20 protein-coding genes and 1 pseudogene are annotated in these 20,709 nt (G+C 64.6%); 7 read left to right on the top strand and 14 right to left on the bottom strand.

Going from position 1 to position 20,709, the window contains the following annotated elements:
• Positions 1 to 154: 154 nt before the first annotated feature.
• The 9 genes from scpA to Q2941_RS30390 all read right to left on the bottom strand — a co-directional run bounded on the left by scpA (position 155) and on the right by Q2941_RS30390 (position 7,816).
• The gene (scpA, locus tag Q2941_RS30430; RefSeq protein WP_458194699.1) at positions 155 to 2,311 is read right to left on the bottom strand and encodes a methylmalonyl-CoA mutase; all 2,157 of its coding nucleotides are present in this window, start codon (positions 2,309 to 2,311) and stop codon (positions 155 to 157) included.
• Complete coding sequence (locus tag Q2941_RS30425; protein WP_254113305.1) at positions 2,308 to 2,541, bottom strand: hypothetical protein; 234 nt, start codon at positions 2,539 to 2,541, stop codon at positions 2,308 to 2,310. The genes scpA and Q2941_RS30425 overlap by 4 nt, the downstream gene beginning before the upstream one ends.
• Positions 2,534 to 2,998 (bottom strand): GFA family protein, encoded by a 465-nt coding sequence (locus Q2941_RS30420; protein WP_458194698.1) that lies wholly within the window; start codon positions 2,996 to 2,998, stop codon positions 2,534 to 2,536. The genes Q2941_RS30425 and Q2941_RS30420 overlap by 8 nt, the downstream gene beginning before the upstream one ends.
• Positions 2,995 to 4,866: a methylmalonyl-CoA mutase family protein gene (locus Q2941_RS30415; RefSeq protein ID WP_458194697.1), complete on the bottom strand. Its 1,872-nt coding sequence runs from the start codon at positions 4,864 to 4,866 to the stop codon at positions 2,995 to 2,997. Before Q2941_RS30415 ends, Q2941_RS30420 begins: the two co-directional genes overlap by 4 nt.
• A gap of 88 nt (positions 4,867 to 4,954) precedes the next feature.
• Positions 4,955 to 5,470, bottom strand: coding sequence for a 2-amino-4-hydroxy-6-hydroxymethyldihydropteridine diphosphokinase (folK, locus tag Q2941_RS30410; protein ID WP_035665299.1), 516 nt, complete (start codon positions 5,468 to 5,470; stop codon positions 4,955 to 4,957).
• A 128-nt stretch (positions 5,471 to 5,598) separates the two neighbouring features.
• The gene (gene folB, locus Q2941_RS30405) at positions 5,599 to 5,976 is read right to left on the bottom strand and encodes a dihydroneopterin aldolase (RefSeq protein WP_027528142.1); all 378 of its coding nucleotides are present in this window, start codon (positions 5,974 to 5,976) and stop codon (positions 5,599 to 5,601) included.
• A complete protein-coding gene (gene folP, locus Q2941_RS30400; RefSeq protein ID WP_458194717.1) occupies positions 5,973 to 6,821 on the bottom strand; it encodes a dihydropteroate synthase in 849 nt (282 codons plus the stop codon). Before folP ends, folB begins: the two co-directional genes overlap by 4 nt.
• A 195-nt stretch (positions 6,822 to 7,016) precedes the next feature.
• The gene (locus Q2941_RS30395; protein ID WP_027528140.1) at positions 7,017 to 7,424 is read right to left on the bottom strand and encodes a DUF4332 domain-containing protein; all 408 of its coding nucleotides are present in this window, start codon (positions 7,422 to 7,424) and stop codon (positions 7,017 to 7,019) included.
• Between the two features lie 26 nt (positions 7,425 to 7,450).
• Positions 7,451 to 7,816, bottom strand: a complete 366-nt coding sequence (locus tag Q2941_RS30390; protein ID WP_458194696.1) for a DUF2267 domain-containing protein — start codon at positions 7,814 to 7,816, stop codon at positions 7,451 to 7,453.
• 331 nt (positions 7,817 to 8,147) lie between these two features.
• Between Q2941_RS30390 and Q2941_RS30385 the strand changes: the two genes are divergently transcribed.
• Positions 8,148 to 9,770, top strand: a complete 1,623-nt coding sequence (locus Q2941_RS30385; RefSeq protein WP_458194695.1) for a helicase HerA-like domain-containing protein — start codon at positions 8,148 to 8,150, stop codon at positions 9,768 to 9,770.
• 80 nt (positions 9,771 to 9,850) lie between these two features.
• Positions 9,851 to 11,245: a M20/M25/M40 family metallo-hydrolase gene (locus tag Q2941_RS30380; RefSeq protein WP_027528137.1), complete on the top strand. Its 1,395-nt coding sequence runs from the start codon at positions 9,851 to 9,853 to the stop codon at positions 11,243 to 11,245.
• Positions 11,246 to 11,449: 204 nt separating this feature from the next.
• Here the strand turns inward: Q2941_RS30380 and Q2941_RS30375 are convergent, their stop codons facing one another.
• Together Q2941_RS30375 and Q2941_RS30370 are read right to left on the bottom strand one after the other, a co-directional pair.
• Entirely contained in the window at positions 11,450 to 12,229 is a 780-nt protein-coding gene (locus Q2941_RS30375) for a class II aldolase/adducin family protein (RefSeq protein WP_027528136.1), read from the bottom strand.
• A 180-nt stretch (positions 12,230 to 12,409) separates the two neighbouring features.
• Positions 12,410 to 14,059, bottom strand: a complete 1,650-nt coding sequence (locus Q2941_RS30370; protein WP_027528135.1) for a glycosyltransferase family 39 protein — start codon at positions 14,057 to 14,059, stop codon at positions 12,410 to 12,412.
• 312 nt (positions 14,060 to 14,371) lie between these two features.
• Here Q2941_RS30370 and Q2941_RS30365 point away from each other — a divergent pair, with 312 nt between their 5' ends.
• Together Q2941_RS30365 and Q2941_RS30360 are read left to right on the top strand one after the other, a co-directional pair.
• A complete protein-coding gene (locus tag Q2941_RS30365; protein WP_027528134.1) occupies positions 14,372 to 15,232 on the top strand; it encodes a hypothetical protein in 861 nt (286 codons plus the stop codon).
• Between the two features lie 9 nt (positions 15,233 to 15,241).
• A complete protein-coding gene (locus Q2941_RS30360; RefSeq protein WP_027528133.1) occupies positions 15,242 to 15,655 on the top strand; it encodes a Ros/MucR family transcriptional regulator in 414 nt (137 codons plus the stop codon).
• A 7-nt stretch (positions 15,656 to 15,662) separates the two neighbouring features.
• On the opposite strand, the gene Q2941_RS30355 is transcribed toward Q2941_RS30360, so the two are convergent.
• Together Q2941_RS30355 and Q2941_RS30350 are read right to left on the bottom strand one after the other, a co-directional pair.
• On the bottom strand, positions 15,663 to 16,091 hold the full coding sequence (locus Q2941_RS30355) for a SufE family protein (protein WP_027528132.1): 429 nt from the start codon (positions 16,089 to 16,091) through the stop codon (positions 15,663 to 15,665).
• 68 nt (positions 16,092 to 16,159) lie between these two features.
• The gene (locus Q2941_RS30350) at positions 16,160 to 16,594 is read right to left on the bottom strand and encodes a DUF5330 domain-containing protein (RefSeq protein ID WP_027528131.1); all 435 of its coding nucleotides are present in this window, start codon (positions 16,592 to 16,594) and stop codon (positions 16,160 to 16,162) included.
• A 386-nt stretch (positions 16,595 to 16,980) separates the two neighbouring features.
• On the opposite strand from Q2941_RS30350, the gene Q2941_RS30345 reads away from it, so the two are divergent.
• From Q2941_RS30345 to Q2941_RS30335, 3 genes are read left to right on the top strand one after another with little or no spacing between them, the layout of a single operon-like run.
• Entirely contained in the window at positions 16,981 to 18,861 is a 1,881-nt protein-coding gene (locus Q2941_RS30345) for an ATP-binding protein (protein WP_458194693.1), read from the top strand.
• Positions 18,854 to 19,570, top strand: a complete 717-nt coding sequence (locus Q2941_RS30340) for a peptidoglycan-binding domain-containing protein (protein WP_254113299.1) — start codon at positions 18,854 to 18,856, stop codon at positions 19,568 to 19,570. The genes Q2941_RS30345 and Q2941_RS30340 overlap by 8 nt, the downstream gene beginning before the upstream one ends.
• Positions 19,571 to 19,629: 59 nt before the next feature.
• Positions 19,630 to 19,974 carry a DUF1491 family protein gene (locus tag Q2941_RS30335; protein WP_027528128.1) on the top strand — a complete coding sequence of 115 codons (345 nt, stop codon included), beginning with the start codon at positions 19,630 to 19,632 and terminating at the stop codon, positions 19,972 to 19,974.
• A gap of 90 nt (positions 19,975 to 20,064) precedes the next feature.
• Here the strand turns inward: Q2941_RS30335 and Q2941_RS30330 are convergent.
• A pseudogene (locus Q2941_RS30330) lies at positions 20,065 to 20,691 on the bottom strand (DUF2336 domain-containing protein); the annotation flags it as partial.
• Positions 20,692 to 20,709 lie beyond the last annotated feature (18 nt).

The raw sequence follows: 20,709 nt of genomic DNA, 5'->3' as shown, positions 1-20,709 counted from the left end.
CTGTTGGGGAACCTCGCTGAAACTGCTCGTCTTTTTTCGACATGGAACCGGGGCGGCCGACGGCGGTGTGACGCCGAATGACGTCACAGCCCGCAGTCGGGCGCTGTAGTTCAACGATAAAGCGAAATTCTGGGCGGCCAGACGGCGCGACGAACTACTCCGCCGCCGCGCTATGGCCGAGCCGGGCGTTGAGCTTGTGGATCAGTTCCTCGGCGGCATCAGCGATCACGGTGCCGGGTGGGAAGATCGCTTCGGCCCCTGCTGCATAGAGTGCGTCGTAGTCCTGCGGCGGGACCACGCCGCCGACGATGATCATGATGTCCTCGCGGCCGTGCTTCTTCAGCGCCGACTTCAATTCCGGCACCGCGGTGAGGTGGGCCGCGGCGAGCGAGGAGACGCCGAGGATGTGCACATCGTTCTCGACCGCCTGGCGCGCGGCTTCATCGGCGGTCGCAAACAGCGGCCCGATGTCGACGTCGAAGCCGATATCGGCAAAGGCTGAGGCGATCACCTTCTGCCCGCGGTCGTGGCCATCCTGGCCGATCTTGGCGACGAGAATGCGCGGACGGCGGCCTTCCGCCTCCTCGAAGGCGTCGATCAGCGCCTGCACCTTTTCAACCTGGCTGCCCATGGCGGACGCCTCCCGCTTGTAGACGCCGGTGATGGACTTGATCTCGGCGCGGTGGCGGCCGAACACCTTTTCCATTGCGTCGGAAATTTCGCCGACCGTTGCTTTCGCGCGCGCCGCGTCGATCGCGAGCGCGAGCAGATTACCGTTGCCTTCGCCCGCCGAGCGCGTCAGCGCGGCGAGCGCGGCTTCGACGTCCCTCTGGTTGCGCTCGGATTTGAGCCGCGTCAGCTTGTCGATCTGCAGGCGCCGGACATTGGTGTTGTCAACTTTGAGGATCTCGATCGGCGCTTCGTCCGACGGCTTGTACTTGTTGACGCCGATCACCGCCTGCTTGCCCGCATCGATCCGGGCCTGCGTCTTGGCGGACGCCTCCTCGATGCGCAGTTTCGGCACGCCGGCTTCGATGGCCTTGGCCATGCCGCCGAGCTCCTCGACCTCCTGGATATGGCCCCAGGCCTTCGCAGCGAGGTCGCGCGTCAGCCGCTCGACATAATAGGAGCCGCCCCAGGGGTCGATGATGCGCGCGGTGCCGCTCTCCTGCTGCAGGAAGAGCTGGGTGTTGCGGGCGATGCGCGCGGAAAAGTCGGTCGGCAGCGCGAGCGCTTCGTCGAGCGCATTGGTGTGCAGCGACTGGGTGTGGCCTTGTGTCGCCGCCATCGCCTCCACCGTCGTGCGCATGACGTTGTTGAAGACGTCCTGCGCGGTCAGCGACCAGCCGGAGGTCTGGCAATGGGTACGCAGCGAGAGCGAACGCGGATCCCTGGGGTTGAACGGCTTGAGCAGCTTCGCCCAGAGCAGGCGCGCGGCGCGCATCTTGGCGACTTCCATGAAGAAGTTCATGCCGATTGCCCAGAAGAACGACAGGCGCGGCGCGAAGCGGTCGACGTCGAGCCCGGCAGCAAGGCCCGCACGCAGATATTCGACGCCGTCGGCGAGCGTATAGGCAAGCTCGAGATCCTGCGTCGCGCCGGCCTCCTGCATGTGATAGCCGGAGATCGAGATCGAATTGAACTTCGGCATCCTCGAGGAGGTGAAGGCGAAGATGTCGGAGATGATCCTCATCGATGGGCTCGGCGGATAGATGTAGGTGTTGCGCACCATGAATTCTTTTAAGATATCGTTCTGAATGGTGCCGGAGAGTTTTTCCGGCGGCACGCCCTGTTCTTCGGCCGCCACCACGAACAGCGCGAGGATCGGCAGCACCGCGCCGTTCATGGTCATGGACACGCTCATCCGGTCGAGCGGAATCCCGGCAAACAGCGTACGCATGTCGTAGATGGAATCGATGGCGACACCGGCCATGCCGACGTCGCCGCCGACGCGCGGATGGTCGGAATCATAGCCGCGATGGGTCGCGAGATCGAAGGCGACCGAGAGGCCCTTCTGTCCGGCCGCGAGGTTGCGACGATAGAAGGCGTTGGAATCCTCCGCCGTGGAGAAGCCGGCATACTGCCTGACCGTCCACGGCTGGTTGACATACATGGTCGGGTAGGGGCCGCGCAGGTAGGGCGCGATGCCGGGGTACGTATCGAGGAAGTCGAGGCCGGCGAGATCGGCTTCGCCATAGGCGCTCTTCACCGGTATGCCCTCAGGGGTCAGCCATGGCTCGGCGCTTCCGGTCGGAGCGCCGGTTATGGTCCGCTCGAAGGCGACATCGGCGAAATTGGGAATGCGGCTCATCTCTTGGAGTCCTCAAACCTGCGATGGTGCTCGATCAGCCTTTGCACATTCTTCTTGTAGACCGGATCGTCCAATCGGCTCTCAGTCATCACACCAGTTCCGCTCCAGAGCAGCCGCGCAAGCAGTGTTCCGAGCTTCCATTCCGCCAAACCTAGCAACGTCTCTCCGAACAACCGAAGCATGGTATAGCCTATCAGAGTTGCTGCCTCGACTCTTTCGCTCTCAATCATGATCCGGATGCTGATAGCTGACGATGGTCGCCATCTTCTCCGGCCCGTAATTCTGCTGCGTGGTCTGGCTTGGCAGGTTGGCGATTCCGACGACCCAACCGAGCCGGGATTCAGTTCCGTATTGCCGTGTCGGCACCACGTGATCCGGGCGGTCGAACGCGCCGGTCATGATCTCGATCCGCTCGCCGTCAATGCGGCCGAAACTCAGCGGGGTGCCGCAGGCAGGGCAATAGCCGCGCTCGGCGATGGTGGAGGAGCGGAAGAACGACGGCTGTCCCTTGGTCCAGGAAAAGTCCGTCCTGTTGATATCGGCGAAGGAGGCGAACGGCGCGCCGCTCGCCTTCTGGCACATCCGGCAATGGCAGATGCTGATCTTGTTCGGCGCGGTCGTAGTCGCAAAGCGTACCGCGCCGCATTGGCAGCCGCCGGTGAGAACGGGTTTTGTCGTCTCGGTCATGCCTGCTCCATCCGTCGATAGGCGTCTTGCAGCATGGCCAGCGCATCGGCACCGGCGAAGATGAATCCGCTGACGCCGGCCGAGCGCAACGCGGCTTCGTTCTCGCCCGGCCGGCCTGCCAGATAGATATGCTTCGTATCAGCACTTTGCAGGGCCTTGGCCGCAGCTTCTCCATGGGCCGCGTAGACCTTGTCGCTGGAACAAAGGCAGGCGAGCTCGGCGCCCGACGCCTTGAAGGCGGCTGCAAGCTTTGCCGGATCGGCAAAGCCCTCGCTGTCGACCGCCAAGATGCCGCCGGCTTCGAAGAAACTCTTTGCGAAGGTTGCGCGCGCGGTGAAATCGGCCGCCGTGCCGAGATTGGCCAGAAACACCTTTGGTCGCGCGCCGCTTGCCTTCAGCTTTGCGTCGGATTTGTCGCGCAGCGCCTCGAAAGGTTCCGCAAGGCGGATCGGCGCAAGCGGGTCGAATTTGAACTTTTGCTCGCCGTAGGGCGCAAGAGCGACGGGCGTCGCCGGCAGCAGGGCCACGTCGCTCTCTTGCAGGTTCGGAAACTCGCTCGCGCCAGTCAGCACGTCGCGGCGCTTTGCGATGTTGGTCTCGCGCGCCTTGCGCGTTGCGGCGACCTTGCCCTGGATCAGGCCTTGCTGAAGCGTGGCAAAGGCGCCGCCAGCTTTTTCGGTTTCCTGGAACAGCGCCCAGGCGGTCTCGCAAAGCTGCGCCGTGAGCGTCTCGATGCCGCCTGCGCCCGCGGCGGGATCGGCGACCTTTGCGAGATTGCTCTCCTCGATCAGCACGAGCTGCGTGTTGCGCGCCACGCGCCGTGCGAACGGATCGGGCAGGCCGAGCGCCAGCGTGTGCGGCAGCACCGTGATTGCGTTGGCGCCGGCGAGCCCCGCGGCGAACGTCGCCATGGTCGCGCGCAGCATGTTCACGTAGGGGTCGCGCTGCGTCAGCATGCGCCAGGCGGTGTCGGCCGTGATGAACAGCGGCTTCGGCGTCAAGCCGCAGGCCTGCTCGATGCGCGCCCACAATAGCCGCAGCGCGCGGAACTTTGCCATGGTCAGGAACTGGTCGGCGTCGGCCGCAAGCCGCGCATAGACCATGCCTTGGGCCTCCTCGAGCGGAACGCCGACGCCTTCGATCGCGCGCAGATACGCAACGCCGCAGGCGAGCACGAAGGCGAGCTCCTGCACCTCCGATCCGCCGGCATCATGGATCACGCGTCCGTCTGCGGAGGCGAACGGTCCTTTGAAGCCGAGCGCTGCGAGGCCCTTGATCCCAGAGGTCACCGCGGGAACGATCTCTTCCCAGGCGTAGGGGCTGTGACCCCAGACCGCGCAGGCCGCGAGTGGATCGAGGCCAAAGCGGATGTCGCAGGCCGCAGGATCGATGCCCTTGCTCTTCACATATTCCGCAACATGGATCGCGGCCATCCGCGATTGCGGGCCGACCTGAAGCTCGATGCCGATGCCGGCATCGAGGTGAACATCCTTCAGAACCTTCGCGACCGCATCCGCCGTCGGTTCCAGGCCAAAGCCATGGCTGCCGTTGCCGCCGGCGAACACCAGCGCCAGACCCGTCGCGCCATTCTCGAGATCCGCGAGCGCCTGCGCGTTTGCCTGCGTTGCATCGGGATGGTCGATCCGCTGCATCACCTCCCAGGGCGCGGCCGCCGCCCGTCCCACCACGGCCGCGACATCCTTCGCGCGCGGATAGAGCGGATCGATCTTCAAGCCATCATACGTCTTGCCGACGAGCTTTTCGAACGGCGCGCCCTTCAGCACGCCATCGACCAGCTTGCGCCAATCCTCGTAACTCGCCTGCGGGAAATCCGCCGCCAGCGGCAGATCGTCGGTCGCGGAGGTCATTCGGCAGGAAACTCCCGGAAAAATCCGTTTTCGTCGTTTGGGGGCGAAATTGCCACGGCCGGCCGCCCCTGCAAACGGTTGTTTTTGGTTAACCGGTATCCGGAAGCCGCACGATTCCTTGTGCTGAGACGCTGGCGAGGCCGTCGCGAACGCGGGTGCCGCCAATCATGCGGTCGGGCGCGATTTCGGCGAGCGGCACCAGCACGAAGGCGCGCTCGAACAGGCGCGGATGCGGCAGCGTCAGCTCCGGCGTTCGCAAGGACACATCGTCATAGGCGATCAGGTCGAGATCGAGTGTGCGCGGCCCCCAGCGCCGCTCCGTGGCCCGGGCACGGCCGAAGCTCTGCTCGACCTTTTGCAGCACGGATAGCAGCGCAAGCGGATCGAGCGCGGTCTCGATCGCGATGCAGGCGTTGATGAAGGGTGCCTGGTCCTCATCGCCCCAGGGCGGAGTGGAATAGTCGGACGAGCGCGCGAGCAGCTTTGCCTGCGCCATGCCGCAGATGTCCGGGATCGCGTCCTTGAAAGTCGCACGGACGTCGCCGACGTTGCCGCCCAGCGCGATGAGCGCGCTAGCGGACCGGATTTGACGTTCGCTCTCCATTTGCCGAGCTTCCTTCTGCGAACGTCAAATCCGGTCCGCCAGCAAACAATAAAGTTGCTAGTGGCCCTTTGGTTCTGACATTCGCAAACGTGCCTCCGCGAGGGTATGCGAATGTCAGAATCGGGCCACTAGCCATGAGCCGGGTGGCGCGAGCGCGTCAGCACCACGCCGACGTCATCGAAGATGGCGGCGATCGGCGCATGCGGCTTGTGCACGGTAACCTTCACCGCACGGATGCGCGAAAAATGCGACAGGATGGCATCGGCGACCGCGCCGGCCGCGCGCTCCAAGAGCTTGTAGTTGGTGTTCTTGAACGCGGCCGTCGTGGTCGCGACCACGTCGGCATAGGAGACGGTGTCAGCTAGCCGGTCAGTGCGCGAGGATTCCTGGAGGTCGGCGTAGAGCTCGAGGTCGATGACGAAGCGCTGGCCGACCTCGGTCTCATGCTCCATCACGCCGTGGCGGGCATGGATCACGAGGCCGGTGACGAAGATCGTATCGGTCATGGCTTGCTCTCGATGGCGGTGGCGACCCGCAGGGCTTGCAGGGTCTCGGCGACGTCATGGGTGCGGATGATCCGCGCGCCGCGCTGCGCGGCGATGAGATGGGCGGCGATCGAGCCGCCGAGCCGCTGCTGCGGCTCCGACGGAGATACCGATGCGATGAAGCGCTTGCGCGAGGCGCCGACCAGCACCGGCAGCCCGAAGGCGCTGAGCTCGTTGAGGCGCGCCAGTGCCGTCATGCTCTGGTCAGGCGTCTTGCCGAAGCCGATGCCGGGGTCGAGCACGATGTAGTCCTCAGGGATGCCTGCCTTCGCCGCGATGTCGAGCGAGCGCTGAAAGAACGCGGTCATGTCCTGCATGATGTCGATGGCAGGGTCGACGCTATCGCGGTTGTGCATCACGATGACGGGGATTTTTTTCGCCGCTACTACCGCCGCCATGCCGGCATCACGCTGCAGGCCCCAGACGTCGTTGGCGATCGCGACGCCCTGGTCCAGTGCGAAGGCCACGACCTCCGACTTCATGCTGTCGATCGAGACCGGCACGCCGAGCGCGACGATGTCGGCGAGGACAGGTTTTAGCCGCCGCAACTCCTCCTCCGCTGTGACCGGCTGGGCGCCCTTGTAGGGCCGGGTGGATTCCGCGCCGATGTCGATGATGTCGGCGCCATCGGCGATCATGGTGCGCGCCCGCGCCAGCGCCTCGTCGGGCGCGATGAATTGCCCACCGTCAGAGAAGGAATCCGGGGTGACGTTGAGCACGCCCATCACGGCCGGGACCGGCCTGGCCAGCAGCGTCTGCAGCCATGGGGCAGTGGACGGGGCTGGGTGCGAGGGCGAGGCGCTCATGCGGTCGCTTTGCGCGGTCGGGAACGGCGAGTCAAGACGGGAAGAGGAGGCGACCGTCATCCTGAGGTGCCGGAGCGAAGCGTTGGCCTCGAAGGATGAACGGCCCTGCTGCTGCATCTCGGCCGTTCATCCTTCGAGGCTCACGCAGCAGCGCAATTGCGCCGCTGCTCTCGCGCCTCAGGATGAAGGAATAAGCTAATACGAAATCTTCGGCGGCAGCTTGCGGGCCTTGGCGATGAGGTCGCCGACGGACTTCTCCGACGGCAGAACGCGGACCAGCTTCCGCTTCTCGTTCACCGCGCGCATGTTCTGCGCCAGCCGCGACGGGTTGCGATAGGCGAGCTCGCGGACGGTGGTGACGCCGGCGGCGCGGACGAGGTTGACCTTGGCCTTGCCCATTCCGGGAATGCGCATGTAGTCGGAGACGTTGGCCCATTCCAGGAGCTGCTGCTCGCTGATGCCGGTCCTGGCGGAGAGCGCCTTGCGACCCTTCAAGGTGCTGGCAGCTTCGAGCAGCGCGACGGTGGTGCGGATGCCCTGCGCCTTCAGCTTGCTGGCGGCGAAGGCCGACAGGCCCTCAATCTCGGAGATGGGATATGTCATGATGCTCGATATGAAGTGCGAAAGCCTCAGGCGAATTGGCCAAGGCCCGGCGTCCCCGCAATGATCTTGCCCATCTGATCCGCTCCGATTTTGTCTCGACCGAAACGAAAAAGTTCACGGGCGATCTTTTGAATGTCGGACATGCCGAGACCAAGGCCCATCAGCCGGGTACCGACAGCCATCAGGCCGCCGCCCATCAGGCGCGACAGACCGCCGCCGCTTTGCGACGCGGCAATCGCGGCTTCGGCACCGGGAATGTGGTCGATCAGAGCCTGGACGCCGTCGGAAGGGCCTTCGTTGCGCAGAAAACCCAGGATAATGCCGATGGTTTTTTCAGCGACAGCACTATCGATGCCGGCGTTTGTCGCCAGCCGCCCGATCAGCTCGTCCATCTTGCCTGCCCCTCAGCCGGTTCAAGTCCGGAGTCTTTGCTTCTGAAAATGATCTTGAGCCGGTGCGTTAAGAATTACAAGCGACGAACGCATGAGCGGCGACGAATCGCGCGGGGAGTGTTGCAGCGATGCAAGAGCAAAAGATGGAATCCGCGAAAAATTGCCGCGGTGGGCACTTATCGTTCCGACTTTTGTCGAAGGATTAGGCGTCTCGCCTCCGATAATGTCGCATGTGCGCGCTTCGTGAAATGCGTTGACCCGTTCAATCGGCACCCAACATACGTTAAAGTACGGAACCTGCGATCGCACTCCCGCACCAAGGCAATCAGTAATGGCAGCACAAGACATCAAGCTCGGAGATACCGGCGACAAGATCTTTGTCGGCAAGGGAGATGAGACCGCCTGGCTGACGCTTGCACTCGCCAACCGCCATGGCCTCGTCACCGGAGCAACCGGAACCGGCAAGACGGTGTCACTGCAAGTGATGGCGGAAGGATTTGCGCGCGCGGGTGTCCCGGTCTTCGCCGCCGATATCAAGGGCGACCTTTCGGGCATCTCCGAAGTGGGAGAGGCCAAGGATTTCATCGTCAAGCGCGCCGCTGACATGGGGCTGACGTTCCAGCCCGACCAGTTCTCGACGGTGTTTTGGGACGTCTTCGGCGAGCAGGGGCATCCCGTGCGCGCGACCGTCACCGAGATGGGCCCGCTTCTCTTGGCCCGCATGCTTGATCTCAACGACGTGCAGGAGGGTGTGCTCAACGTCGCCTTCCGCGTCGCCGACGACAATGGCCTGACCCTGATCGACATGAAGGACCTGCGGGCGTTGCTCGACGCCATCGTGCCCGACACGAGCAAGAAGGGGCCGGATGCCGGGGAAGATCCGCTGGCGCCGATCCGGAAAGCTGCCCAGGGTTTCGGCAACGTCACCAAGGCAACCGTTGGGACCATCCAGCGCCAGCTCCTGGTGTTGGAGAATCAGGGCGGCACGAAATTCTTCGGCGAACCGGCGCTGACGCTGAAGGACTTCATGAGGGCCGACCGCGACGGCCGCGGCATGATCAACATCCTGGTCGCCGACAAGCTGCTGCAGAGTCCACGGCTTTACGCGACATTCCTGTTGTGGATGCTGTCGGAGCTGTTCGAGGAGCTGCCCGAGGCGGGCGATCTGCCCAAGCCGAAGCTGGTGTTCTTCTTCGACGAGGCGCACCTTCTGTTCAACGACGCGCCCAAGGCGCTGATGGACAAGATCGAGCAGGTGGTCCGCCTGATCCGCTCCAAGGGCGTCGGCGTCTACTTCGTCACGCAAAACCCGATCGACGTGCCCGACCGGGTGCTTGGGCAGCTCGGCAACCGCGTGCAGCACGCGCTGCGCGCCTTCACCCCGCGCGACCAGAAGGCGGTCGCCGCCGCGGCGCAGACCTTCCGGCCCAATCCGAAACTCGACACCACCAAGGTGATCATGGAGCTCGGCAAGGGCGAGGCGCTGGTGTCCTTCCTCGAAGGCAACGGCACGCCTTCGATGGTCGAGCGGGTGATGATCCGTCCGCCCTCGGCGCGGATCGGGCCGATCACGCCGGAGGAGCGCAAGGCGATCATGGATGCAAGCCCGGTGAAGGGCAAATACGACACCGCGATCGATGCCGAATCCGCCTATGAGATCCTGCAAAAGCGCATCGCCGGCACGGCGGCGACGGCTGACGGCTCGGCGGGCGGAGGCGGGGGCGGCATCCTCGGCCAGATCGGCTCGATCGTCGGCACCATCTTCGGCACCAACACCGGGCGCGGCCGGCTCACCACCGGTCAGCGTGTCGTACGCGACGTGACGCGCACGGTCACGAATCAGGTGGTCGGCGGCGTTGTCGCCGATCTCGGCAAGTCGGTCGGCGGCCAGCTAGGCGGCTCGGTCGGCCGCGCCCTGGTGCGTGGCGCGCTGGGCGGATTGCTGCGACGCTGACGCACGGGTGTCTGGCTCGAAAGCCGCGGCGGCGCTAAAAGCAGCGCCTTGAGAACCACTGCAAGTCAGGAACGAAAACAATGTCCAATGCACAGCTCCAGTCCGTGCTCGATCACATCGACAAGGATTTCGACAACAGCCTGACGCGCCTGTTCGCGCTGCTGCGGATCAAGTCGATCTCGGCCGACCCGGCCTTTGCCAATGATTGCAAAGCGGCGGCCGAGCATCTCGCCAAGGACATCGCAAGCCTCGGCGTTGCAACGGAGGTCAGGCCGACCGCGGGCCATCCCGCCGTCGTCGGCAAGAGCAAGGCGAGCGGACGTCCGCACGTGCTGTTCTATGGACACTACGACGTGCAGCCGGTCGATCCGCTCGATCTCTGGCACCGTCCGCCATTCGAGCCCGTCGTCACCGATCATGCCGACGGCCGCAAGATCATCGTCGCGCGCGGCGCCGAGGACGACAAGGGGCAGGTGATGACCTTCGTCGAGGCCTGCCGCGCCTGGAAGACCGTGACGGGCTCGCTACCCATCGACGTCACCTTCCTGATCGAAGGCGAGGAGGAGGTCGGCTCGAAGAACTTCGTGCCGTTCATCGAGGCCAACAAGGACGAGTTCAAGGCCGACTATGTGCTCGTCTGCGATACCGGCATGTGGGATCGCAACACGCCGGCGATCACGACGTCGCTGCGCGGCCTGCTCTATGAAGAGGTGAAGATCACCGCCGCCAACCGCGATCTGCATTCCGGCGTGTTCGGCGGCGCGGCGATGAACCCGATCCGCGTGCTGACGAAGATTTTGGGCGGGCTATTCGACGATGACGGCCGCATCACCATTCCCGGTTTTTATGACGGGGTGAAGGACCTGCCCGCGGATATTCTCGAGCAGTGGAAGAAGCTCAATCTGACGCCGGAGACGTTCCTCAAGCCGATCGGCCTGTCGATCCCGGCCGGCGAAAAGGGACGGCTGCTGATCGAGCAAGCCTCCTCGCGCCCAACCTGCGACGTCAACGGCATCTGGGGCGGCTACATCGGCGAAGGCTCCAAGACGGTGATCCCGTCACATGCCTCCGCGAAAGTCTCGTTCCGCCTGGTCGAAGGGCAGGATCCCGCGAGGATCCGCAAGGCCTTCCGCGACTACGTGTCGGCGCGCATTCCGGGCGACTGCAAGGTCGAGTTCGGCGACCATTCGGCTGCGCCCGCGATCGCGCTCGACTGGAACATGAAGCCGCTCGCCGCCGCCAAGAAGGCACTGACGGACGAATGGGGTAAGGAGACCGTGCTGATGGGCTCGGGCGCCTCGATCCCGATCGTCGCCGACTTCAAGCGCACGCTTGGGCTGGACTCGCTGCTCGTCGGCTTCGGCCTCGACGACGACAACATCCATTCGCCGAATGAAAAGTACGATCTGCAAAGCTTCCAGAAGGGCATTCGCTCCTGGGCCCGCATCCTCGCCGCGCTCGCGGAGGTGAAGTAGGCGCGGGGTGCGTAGGGTGGGCAAAGGCGCGAAGCGCAGTGCCCACCATCTTTCAAAGATTGCGACGGAAGAGGTGGGCACGCTTCGCTTTGCCCACCCTACGAAGTTACGCAAAATAAAAACGCCGCCCTGGATTGGGCGGCGTTTCATTCCAGAACGTGCAGAGGTCATTCGCAGAAGATCCTACACGAATTTTCGCAAATCTCAAGTCCGGTAGCCCGGATTGACGCGGTCGAGCTTACGCAGCAGAGGCGGCCATACCAGATTGGTGGCGCGCAGCTCGGCGCGATCGCGGTTCGACAACAGCTCGGTGTTCTTCTCGATGGCGATCTCCTCGACCGGATAGACCGGCGTGCCGAGGGCACGCGTACGCACCTGCATCGAGCAGGCGCGCTCGAGATGGTACATGCGCTCGAACGCGGAGGCGACCGAGCGGCCGACCGTGAGCGTGCCGTGGTTGCGCAAGAGCATGTGGTTGTGGTCGCCGAGGTCCTTCTGGAGCCGCGGCCGCTCCTCGTGATCGAGCGCGATGCCTTCATAGTCGTGATAGGCGAGGTCGTGCGTGACGAGCTGCGCGGTCTGGTTCAGCGGCAACAATCCTTCCGCGCTGCTGGAGACCGCGGTGCCGTCGAGCGTGTGGAGGTGCAGCACGCAGATCGCGTCCTCGCGCACCTCATGGATCGCCGAATGGATGGTGAAGCCGGCGGGGTTGATGCTGTACTCGCTCTCGGTGAGCTGGTTGCCGTGCAGGTCGACCTTGACCAGGCTCGATGCGGTGATCTCGTCGAACATCAACCCGTAGGGGTTGATGAGGAAGTGATGCTCGGGGCCGGGCACGCGGGCTGAGATGTGGGTGTCGACCAGGTCGTCCCAGCCGTAGAGGGCGACCAGACGGTAGCAGGCGGCGAGATCGACCCGCTGTTGCCACTCGGCCTCCGTCATGTTCGACGGCGCTTCCTTCAGGCGCGCTTCCGCTGGTGACATGGCAAATCTCTCCGAACCTCGTTGTTGCGGAGCGGGAGCCTAGTCCTGCGAGGAAGTCGCAGCAAGGTAGCTATTGCGCGGCAGTCACGCGTAGCCCGCATGAGCGAAGCGACATGCGGGATTTCCATCCAGGTCCCCTGATATCGCTGCGCTCATCCGGCTACGGGAGATGATCCTGAACTACGGCGCCGGGATCGACAGCAGGCTGGAAATGCTGCGGCCGCGGATGTCGTAGACGCGGGCGAAGACCACGTCGTCGCGCTTGATCTCGACCATGACCGGCGCGGTGAGGCCCTTGCAGTAGAACTCGCCGAGCGTCATGGCGAAGTCTGCGGCATTGGAATCCCAGCCGATGGTGAAATCGGGACCGAGCGCGACCTGCGCGGGCCGCTGCGGGCCGCACACCGCGACCTTCCATTTGCGATTGCGCGGCGGGACTTCCTGCCGCTCGATGAGCTGCTCGCGCAGCTCGTCGGAGGCCTGCTTCAGGGCAAGGCCCCAATAGTCCAGCATGAAGCGGTCGTCGGCGGCGCGCACGGTGCCGGCGATATGGTTGAAGTGGGTGTATTGATAGGGATGCAGCCGGATCATCTCGGCGAGCGGCAGCGCGAGGCCGAAGCAGAAGGTGGCGAGCACGACCGGCTGCCAGGCGCGATGATTGGCCCGCAGACGCTCTATGGTCCAGGCTAAGGCGACGCCGCCCAGGACGGCCATCGGCGGAATGACGAAGACGAAGTGGCGGATGCCGTTGTAGAGCGCGGGCCGCTTCACCATCGCGATCACGAGCGGCAGCGTGGCTGCTAGCGTCAGCATCAACAGGATGGTCTTGCGGCGCGCCGGAACCTCGCGGCGCGGCAGGATGACCAGAGCGCCGACGACGGCGCCGATCATCAGCAACAGCATCACTTCGGGCAATTGCAGCGCGAACAGCGTCGGCAGATAGGACCAGGGCATGTCGGGCACGGACACCAGCGCGCCGTCGAACATCTCCTTCCAGGGCTTCTCGAAGAAATGCGAGAAGTAGGTCAGCGCCTGGAACGGATTGCCGGGCTCCATGATCGACCACGGCCAGATCAGGCCCATGATGAGATAGCCGAGCACGAGGCCGGGCAGCAGCACGTAGACGACATGGACGAAGCGGCGGATCGCTTCGCGGGTGCCTTCGACGCGCAGCTCTTCCAGGAACAGCGGCATGAAGCCGATCATCGCATAGACGAGCGAAAGGCCCCCGAGAATGCGCGTGCCGATCGAGAGGCCCGCGCCGAGGCCGACGATCAGAATCGTGCGCGGCGAGGGCTGCGGATATTCCTCGGCCAGTCGTACCAGGCCGAGCATCAGGATGGTCATCGCCACCGCGAAGGGCGCATCCTTCGGGTTCATGAACATGTGCCCGTAGAAGATCGGGCAGAGCGCGAGCAGCAGGAGTGCTGCGAGGCCGGCAAGCGGTCCGCCGACGCGGCGAGCGAGCCGCCAGGTCACCGCAAGCCCGATCACGCCGACGACGGCGCCGACGAGACGCCGGGTCTCGAACAGCTCGAGCGGCATGACCTTGTGCAGAAGCGCCGCGACCATGTCGAAGCCGCCGCCATACATGTAGAGATTGGCGAAGGAGAGCGCCGCGGTGTCCTTGAAGCCGGACCCGAACATGCGCAGCAGGAGGTCGGCATATTCGGCGTGGGTATAGTCGTCCCAGCCAAGCCCGTAGTCGCGGAAGGTCAGCCCCGCGATGACCGCGACCGCCGCCAGCACCAGCATGGCAAGGTCATCGCATGTCCGCTCAATCGAGCGCCCCAGAGGCGTGTCGATCGCCGAAGTGGTGATGGATGTCATGGCAATCGGTGACCCGGAATCCCCTCTCGGCCGTGCTGGCGCGCACGGCCCTTTTCCCCGGGAACCCTATAGCGCAGTTCCATTTCCAAGTAATTGCGCATTATGGCTAAATTCCTGATGCAACGCAGCAATTTCCGAATCCTGGAGTTTTGATAGAGCTAGCGAGATGTTGCTGAAGGGAATGTGAATAAGTCCCTGATTTCGCTATTTTAAGGAACGGCTAGGGCAATTGGTCGTTGGCGAGGCGTGCGATATGACGGTATCGTGGCGTAGGTGGTGTCGCGCGCTCATGCGCGGCCGGGGGTGAGTTCGATGACGCTGGCATTGCTGATCGCGGGGATTTTCGCCTTTGTGGCGGGTCTCCTCACGGTCCTCTGGGGCATCTCGCTCAAGGAATTCAGTCTCGGCAGTACTCTCATACTCAGCGGGACCATCGGCGTCTGCTCCGGGATGTTACTGATCGGCCTGTATGCCGTCGTGCAGGAGCTGAAGGGCATTGCCCGCCGGCTCGCCGCAACGACGCCACTGTCCGAGGTTCGGGTCAGGCCGGTGCTTCCGCCGGGCCTTGCGACTGCGGGCATGCCTGGGCCGGAAGCGGTTCCTGCCGAGGCCGCCAAGTTCGAGCCGTCGATGCCGGTGTCTCCGGCTGCGCCGCCCCCCTGGCAGGATGAAGCAGCGGCGCGTACGCGCGCCGAAGTGCCGCCGGTCCCGGAAGCGCCTGAAGCACCGCGCCGGCGCAATCTCTTGTTCGCTTCGACCTCGCGCAAGGAGCGCGAGCGCGCTCAGGCCAAGGCTGCGGAGGCCGCACCGGGTGAGGAGCATCCGGCGCCCGTGGCTGCCGAGCCTGCAGAGCCGCCGCCGGCGAGCTTCGACGATGCCTGGCCGAAGCCCGAACGCATGCGGCCGCCGGAGGCAACTCCGCCGCGCCGCCCGCCGCCCCCGCCGCTTCGTACACCCTCGACCTCTACGGAAGCCGCGCCGCCGCCGGCACCTGAGCCGCGTCCGGCGCCACCGTCCGAGCAGCCGGCTATCACCGTGCTCAAATCGGGCGTCGTCGACGGGATGGCCTATTCACTCTATTCCGACGGCTCGATCGAGGCGCAGATGCCCGAGGGCATGATGCGCTTCGCCTCGATCGACGAGCTGCGCACGCATCTCGACCAGCGGTCCTGAGGTCCATCCGTGTCAGAAGCGGCGGGCAAAAACTTCATCGAGCTGACGGCAAACATCGTCTCGGCGTATCTCAGCAACAATCCGACGCCGGCGGCCGAGATCCCGAACCTGATCAGCCAGGTGCATGGCGCGCTGGTGCGGGTCTCCGCGGGTCGGACCGAACCGCCGCTCGAGCCGGCCAAGCCCGCGGTATCGCTGAAGAAGTCGATCGCGCCGGACTATCTGGTGTGCCTCGAGGACGGCAAGCGCTTCAAGTCGCTGAAGCGCCATCTGCGCACCCAGTACAACATGACGCCGGAACAATATCGCGAGAAATGGGGCCTGCCGGCCGACTATCCCATGGTGGCGCCGAACTACGCGGTGGCGCGGTCGCAACTGGCGAAGAAAATGGGGCTGGGGCAGCAGCAGCGCAAACGCAAATAGCGTTGCGTCACGAGGCCTCGGCGAGCGCCTCGCGCGCATCGGTGCGGATGCGTTCGACCATTGAGCGCAGGCCGTTGGAGCGCTGCGGCGTCAGGTGCTCGCGAAAGCCGAACTCGTCGAACACCACGAGCGCGTCGGTCGCAAGAATCTCCTGCGGTGAGCGGTTGGAATAGAGCGAGAGCAGGATCGCCACCAGCCCGCGCACGATATGGGCGTCGCTATCGCCGCGATACTTCAGGACCGGCGTACCGTTCTCGCGATCGATCCGCTTGGACAGCCAGACCTGGCTGACGCAGCCCTGCACCTTGTTCGCGGCGGAGTGTTCCGCCTCCGGCATCGGTTCCAGGGAACGGCCGAGTTCGATGACGTACCGGTAGCGGTCGTCCCACTCGTCCAGAATCTCGAAATTGTCCCTGATTTCGTCGATCGTTGTCATGATGGCCCGTGTGTGATCTCACGGCCAATATAGGGACGCAAGGATGCGAAATCGATAGGGTTTGGGCCCTAATTCGCCGTTTCCGGCCCGCGCCATTCGAGCGCCAGGTCGTCCTGGGTCAGGGTGTCGCGCTGTGCCGTAGTCGGGTCGAGATCGGCTTCAGCCATGCTGCCGATCGAGCCGGTGTGGTCAGGCGCCTTCTTGTCGCTCTTGTCGTTCCTGCCGTTGGAAATCTGCTCCTTCTTGTCGTTGATGATCTGGTAGAGCTTGCGTGCCCCGTCCTGCGCCCGCTGACCGATGATGGTCGCGGCCTGTCCGCCGACCTCACAGGCCGCCGGCTGCCTCTTGCAGAACTGGCTCATGTCGGAGACGGCCGCAGTCGCAGCCGAGACGGCTTCGGCGGCGCCGACCTGCGGCAGCTTCTCCGATTCGGGAGTCTTGTCCCGCGGCAGAAGCACCAGCACCAGCCCGAGCCAGAATGTGATGCGGAGCAGAAAACGCATCGTGCGACCTTGCGTGTTAGATCCAGCCGGCGGCACCCCCGCGGGCCTTCGACCTAGCACCCCTCGATAAATCGCAAGTGATTGCGTTGAGCTTAATTCGGCGAAAATTTGTGTGAGATTTGAACGAATCGAAAGGCTCGTAAATTTTCGATTGATGCCGGCTCGCGATCGCCCGTTTGCGCCCTTCCACCAATTCGAAACCATAAGGCGAGGGGGGCGGAAACCCCGCGTTCACCATCCGCGCGAATGAAACCGTCAAATCGCGTAAAATTTCCCACGATCACACGGTGTTCTGCCGCACGCGCCACCGCCTTAGCGTTCGTTTAATGTCACTCTGACACGGTGGCTCAACGATAAGGAGGCGTTCCGGCGCGTCTTTTCGATGCATGAGCCGAAGCGCGAGACCCGTGACAGTTTTGAGTATCATCCGCGATTGTCTCGATGCGCTGTTGCATCCCTCGGCGCGTTATGACGCGCTGACGCGGGCACGCCATCGGGCTTTCATGGCCCCCAGGCTCCTCGGCAGCCTCGCCGCCTTTGCCGCATTCCCGATCTATCTCGCCATGCGCGGCGCACCCAGCGCGATCGAGGTCGCGGCTTTCGCCTGGCTGATCGCGCCAATCCTTCTGTCGTGGTTCCTTTCGCGCACCGGCCGCTATGAAGGCGCCCATGTGCTGTCGTCGCTGGCGCTCGCCGGACTGATCATGGCCGTGGCGGTAACCACGGGCGGCATCGAATCGTTTGCCGCAGTCTGGCTGGTCGTCGTTCCCTTGGAGGCTGCGCTGTCGGCCTCGCGCCGGGTAGCTGCCTTTGCCTCGGTGCTGGCGCTGTCCTGTGCGGCGCTCTTGATCCTGTCCGGTCATCTCGACTGGTTGCCGCTCGACCAGGCCAATGCGGCCGAACGCGGCATGTTCACCGCATTCGGCGTTGCGTCGGCGACGCTCTATGCGGCGGGTCTCGCTTTCGGCGCTGAATCGCTAGCCCGCACCAGCGTTGCGCTGCTGTCGCGCGAAGAGGAGCGCTACCGCCTGCTGGCGCGCAACATGAGCGACGTCATCTCGCGGCATCAGCGCAACGGCGCAGTCCAGTTCATCTCGCCCGCGGTCGAAGCCATGCTCGGCCTGCCGGTCGCCCAGCTTACTGGTCACGGCCTGTTCGACCGCGTCCATGTCGCCGACCGCCCGGCCTACCTCACTGCGCTGTCGGACGCCGCGCGCGGCGACGTGCGCAGCGCCGAATTCCGGCTGCGGCGGGAGATCGGCGGCAGCGAGCGCGGCCAGGTCGATTTCATCTGGGTCGAGATGCGCTGCCGGCCGCTTGACCAGGACTTGGTTGACAAGGACTTGGTCGACCAGGATTTGGGCCGCGGCGTGACGCGCGAACCCGAGGTCGTCGCAGTGATGCGCGACATCACCGATCGCAAGATGCAGGAGCAGGCGCTCGATCAGGCCCGCAGCGCCGCGGAGGCGGCCGATGCCGCCAAGACGCGCTTCCTCGCCACCATGAGCCACGAGCTGCGCACGCCGCTCAACGCCATCATCGGCTTCTCCGAGATGATCGCGCAGGAACAGACCCTGATGTTAGGGGCGGCCCAGCGCAAGGAATACGCAGAGCTCATCAACGCTTCCGGCCAGCATCTGTTGTCGGTCGTCAACGGCATCCTCGACATGTCGAAGATGGAATCCGGCAAGTTCGAGATTTCGCCGGAACCGTTCGCGCCGCGCGCTGCGTTGTTGCATTGCTGCAATCTGCTCGCGCTGAAGGCGCGCGAGAACGGCATCGATCTCATCACCGATGCGCCGCAGGATCTGCCGGTGATGATCGGCGATCCGCGCGCCTTCAAGCAGATCGTGCTCAACCTCGTTTCGAACGCGATCAAGTTCACCGAGCGCGGAGGGCAGGTCACTGTTGCCGCCACGGTTTCGCCATCGCACCTCTTCCTTCGCATCAGTGACACCGGAGTCGGCATCGCGCCCGACGACTTGAAACGGATTGGCGCGCCGTTCTTCCAGGCCGGCAAGACCTATCAGCGTCGCCACGAAGGCACGGGTCTCGGATTGTCGATCGTGAAGAGCATCGTCGCCTTGCATCTCGGCGAGTTGACGATACAAAGCAAGCTCGGAGAGGGGACGGCCGTCACCATCAAGTTGCCGCTCGTCTGCGCGCCGTCACAAGGACGGCAAGCCGAAAGCAAGATTGCGACGCTGATGCCGCCGCCGCGCCATGATGTTCAGGACCAACCGGCTTTGGTGAAGAAAAGTGCCTAGAAAGTCTGCAAGGGACGAGGATGCTCCGCGCCGCCGTGGCGCCAAGGCGGCGGTCGTCGACGTCGAGACCGAGCGCAATCTCGCGATGCGGATCCTGCTGCACAGCCCCAAGGATACGCTCGCCGGCCTCGTGGCCTTTGCCGCGGTCAGTGCCATCGTCGCCAACGCGCTGTTCCTGCAAACCGGCCGCCATCCGGCTCCGATGTTCGGCACCGTGATCAATTTGCCGGCGCCGTCGGCCGCTGCATTGTCGAACCCGTTGCCGCGGCCGCGCCCGCTCGCGGCCGATTCACTGCCGCTCGAGCCGAAGCCGATGGAGTTCCGGGTCGCTGAGCCCAAGGCGGCAGAGAAGCCGCCGGCGCCCGAGAAGGCACCCGAGGCAACGGCCTCGACCTCGAGGTCTGCCGATCCTCTGACCAATCTCGTCAAGGCCACGGCGACGACGTCTCCGTCGCAGTCCGTCGTCGTCGCGCGACCGCCGGCGCCGATCCCGGCGCAGCAGAGCCCCGCAATGCGCCGCGTCGCCGCCGTGCAGCGCGCGCTCTCCGAATATGGCTACGGGCAATTGAAGGTGACCGGCTCGATCTCCGGCGAAACCCAGGCCGCGATCCAGAAATTCGAACGCGAGCACAAGATGCCGGTGACCGGTCAGGTGTCCGACCGGCTGTTGCGCGAGCTCGCGGCGGTGATCGGACATCCGGTCGAATAATCGCCGTCGCTTGCCGCTGACACTGGTGCTGCTTCCGCGGCTGGCCTATCGTCCTGTCCATGCGATTGAAATCGAACATATGGGTGGCAGCGTACTTGCGCCGCTGCCAGACCGAGGGCGTGTTCGGCGCGGTACGCCGGCGCGGCGCCGAGGAGGCCGGCGCGGTGTTCGTCAAGGTGTCGCTGCTTGACGGCAATGCGATGCTGTACGTGCCCGCGCCCCAGACCGTTTACCACGATGGCCGGCCGGTCGACCGCTTCTTCGTGCCGATGGCGCCGCAGCCTTTGCCGGAGCCTGCGGTCGAGGAACGGATCACCAAGGAAATCCGCTTCGATCCCGACGCCTGGATCGTCGAGACGGAGGATCGCGCCGGGCGGCATTTCCTGGAACTGGCGCGCGCGTGAAGATTAGAGTGTGACGACAGCCGGGGGTCACCTCTCCCTATGGGAGAGGTGACCCCCGGCTCGTACTGATTCAACCTAACCCGTCCCTCGCTAGCGCTCCGATCCGCCGGTGCCTGTCCGCATCGGCGGGATCGCGCCGGGCTGCACCGCGGGCCGCGGCTGGCTCGCGCCGCTGCGCGCACGCTGGCGTTCGCCGTCGTAGAGTGACGACTGATATTTTGCCCGCGTCACCGCGAGCGTCGAGCCGCGCCAGGCGGCGAGCATCACAAGTGCCGAGCGATCGCTGAGGCGGTCATAGAGCCGCGACAGCCGGTAGACGGTATTCACCGAGGTCCCGATCTCCGGCTTGAAGAACAGGAGGATGCGCTGGAAGTTGGGGCTCGGCATGTCGAGCGCGCGCGCGGCGACCGCAAGCGCTTCCCCGCCGGCATCATCCACGATCTGCGCGGCAACGCGCGAGGGCAGGATCAGGCTCTCGCCGAGTTCCAGCGTGAAGCTCTCGGTGTCCTCGGCATAGGCCGCCCACTCCAGCGTCTGGATGGCGCGCGTGGCGCGGGCGGTCGGAATGCGGGGCGCAGCCTTCAGGGGAGTCTGCGCGAGATTGTGCAGGATCAGTGCGCGCTCCGAGGCCGTGGCGCGGAAGAACATGTCGTGGATCTCGGCGGCGTCCTTTGGTTGCATCGCCATGTTCGCGGACATCCGCAGCTCCGCATCTGTCTCTTATACACATCTGAC

This window comes from Bradyrhizobium sp. UFLA05-153, assembly GCF_054185185.1.
The sequence above is the reverse complement of the archived record's forward strand: the minus strand, read 5'-3'. Positions and strand labels throughout refer to the sequence as shown.

What these genes read in the sequence shown, in the direction of transcription:
- Q2941_RS30415 (WP_458194697.1), bottom strand. Translation starts at nt 4,866, where the DNA reads ATGACCTCCGCGACCGACGATCTGCCGCTGGCGGCGGATTTCCCGCAG.
- Q2941_RS30425 (WP_254113305.1), bottom strand. Translation starts at nt 2,541, where the DNA reads ATGATTGAGAGCGAAAGAGTCGAGGCAGCAACTCTGATAGGCTATACC.
- Q2941_RS30365 (WP_027528134.1), top strand. Translation starts at nt 14,372, where the DNA reads ATGACGCTGGCATTGCTGATCGCGGGGATTTTCGCCTTTGTGGCGGGT.
- Q2941_RS30395 (WP_027528140.1), bottom strand. Translation starts at nt 7,424, where the DNA reads ATGACATATCCCATCTCCGAGATTGAGGGCCTGTCGGCCTTCGCCGCC.
- Q2941_RS30355 (WP_027528132.1), bottom strand. Translation starts at nt 16,091, where the DNA reads ATGACAACGATCGACGAAATCAGGGACAATTTCGAGATTCTGGACGAG.
- Q2941_RS30335 (WP_027528128.1), top strand. Translation starts at nt 19,630, where the DNA reads ATGCGATTGAAATCGAACATATGGGTGGCAGCGTACTTGCGCCGCTGC.
- Q2941_RS30375 (WP_027528136.1), bottom strand. Translation starts at nt 12,229, where the DNA reads ATGTCACCAGCGGAAGCGCGCCTGAAGGAAGCGCCGTCGAACATGACG.
- folP (WP_458194717.1), bottom strand. Translation starts at nt 6,821, where the DNA reads ATGAGCGCCTCGCCCTCGCACCCAGCCCCGTCCACTGCCCCATGGCTG.
- Q2941_RS30380 (WP_027528137.1), top strand. Translation starts at nt 9,851, where the DNA reads ATGTCCAATGCACAGCTCCAGTCCGTGCTCGATCACATCGACAAGGAT.
- Q2941_RS30350 (WP_027528131.1), bottom strand. Translation starts at nt 16,594, where the DNA reads ATGCGTTTTCTGCTCCGCATCACATTCTGGCTCGGGCTGGTGCTGGTG.
- Q2941_RS30420 (WP_458194698.1), bottom strand. Translation starts at nt 2,998, where the DNA reads ATGACCGAGACGACAAAACCCGTTCTCACCGGCGGCTGCCAATGCGGC.
- Q2941_RS30385 (WP_458194695.1), top strand. Translation starts at nt 8,148, where the DNA reads ATGGCAGCACAAGACATCAAGCTCGGAGATACCGGCGACAAGATCTTT.
- Q2941_RS30345 (WP_458194693.1), top strand. Translation starts at nt 16,981, where the DNA reads ATGAGCCGAAGCGCGAGACCCGTGACAGTTTTGAGTATCATCCGCGAT.
- folK (WP_035665299.1), bottom strand. Translation starts at nt 5,470, where the DNA reads ATGGAGAGCGAACGTCAAATCCGGTCCGCTAGCGCGCTCATCGCGCTG.
- Q2941_RS30370 (WP_027528135.1), bottom strand. Translation starts at nt 14,059, where the DNA reads ATGACATCCATCACCACTTCGGCGATCGACACGCCTCTGGGGCGCTCG.
- Q2941_RS30390 (WP_458194696.1), bottom strand. Translation starts at nt 7,816, where the DNA reads ATGGACGAGCTGATCGGGCGGCTGGCGACAAACGCCGGCATCGATAGT.
- folB (WP_027528142.1), bottom strand. Translation starts at nt 5,976, where the DNA reads ATGACCGATACGATCTTCGTCACCGGCCTCGTGATCCATGCCCGCCAC.
- scpA (WP_458194699.1), bottom strand. Translation starts at nt 2,311, where the DNA reads ATGAGCCGCATTCCCAATTTCGCCGATGTCGCCTTCGAGCGGACCATA.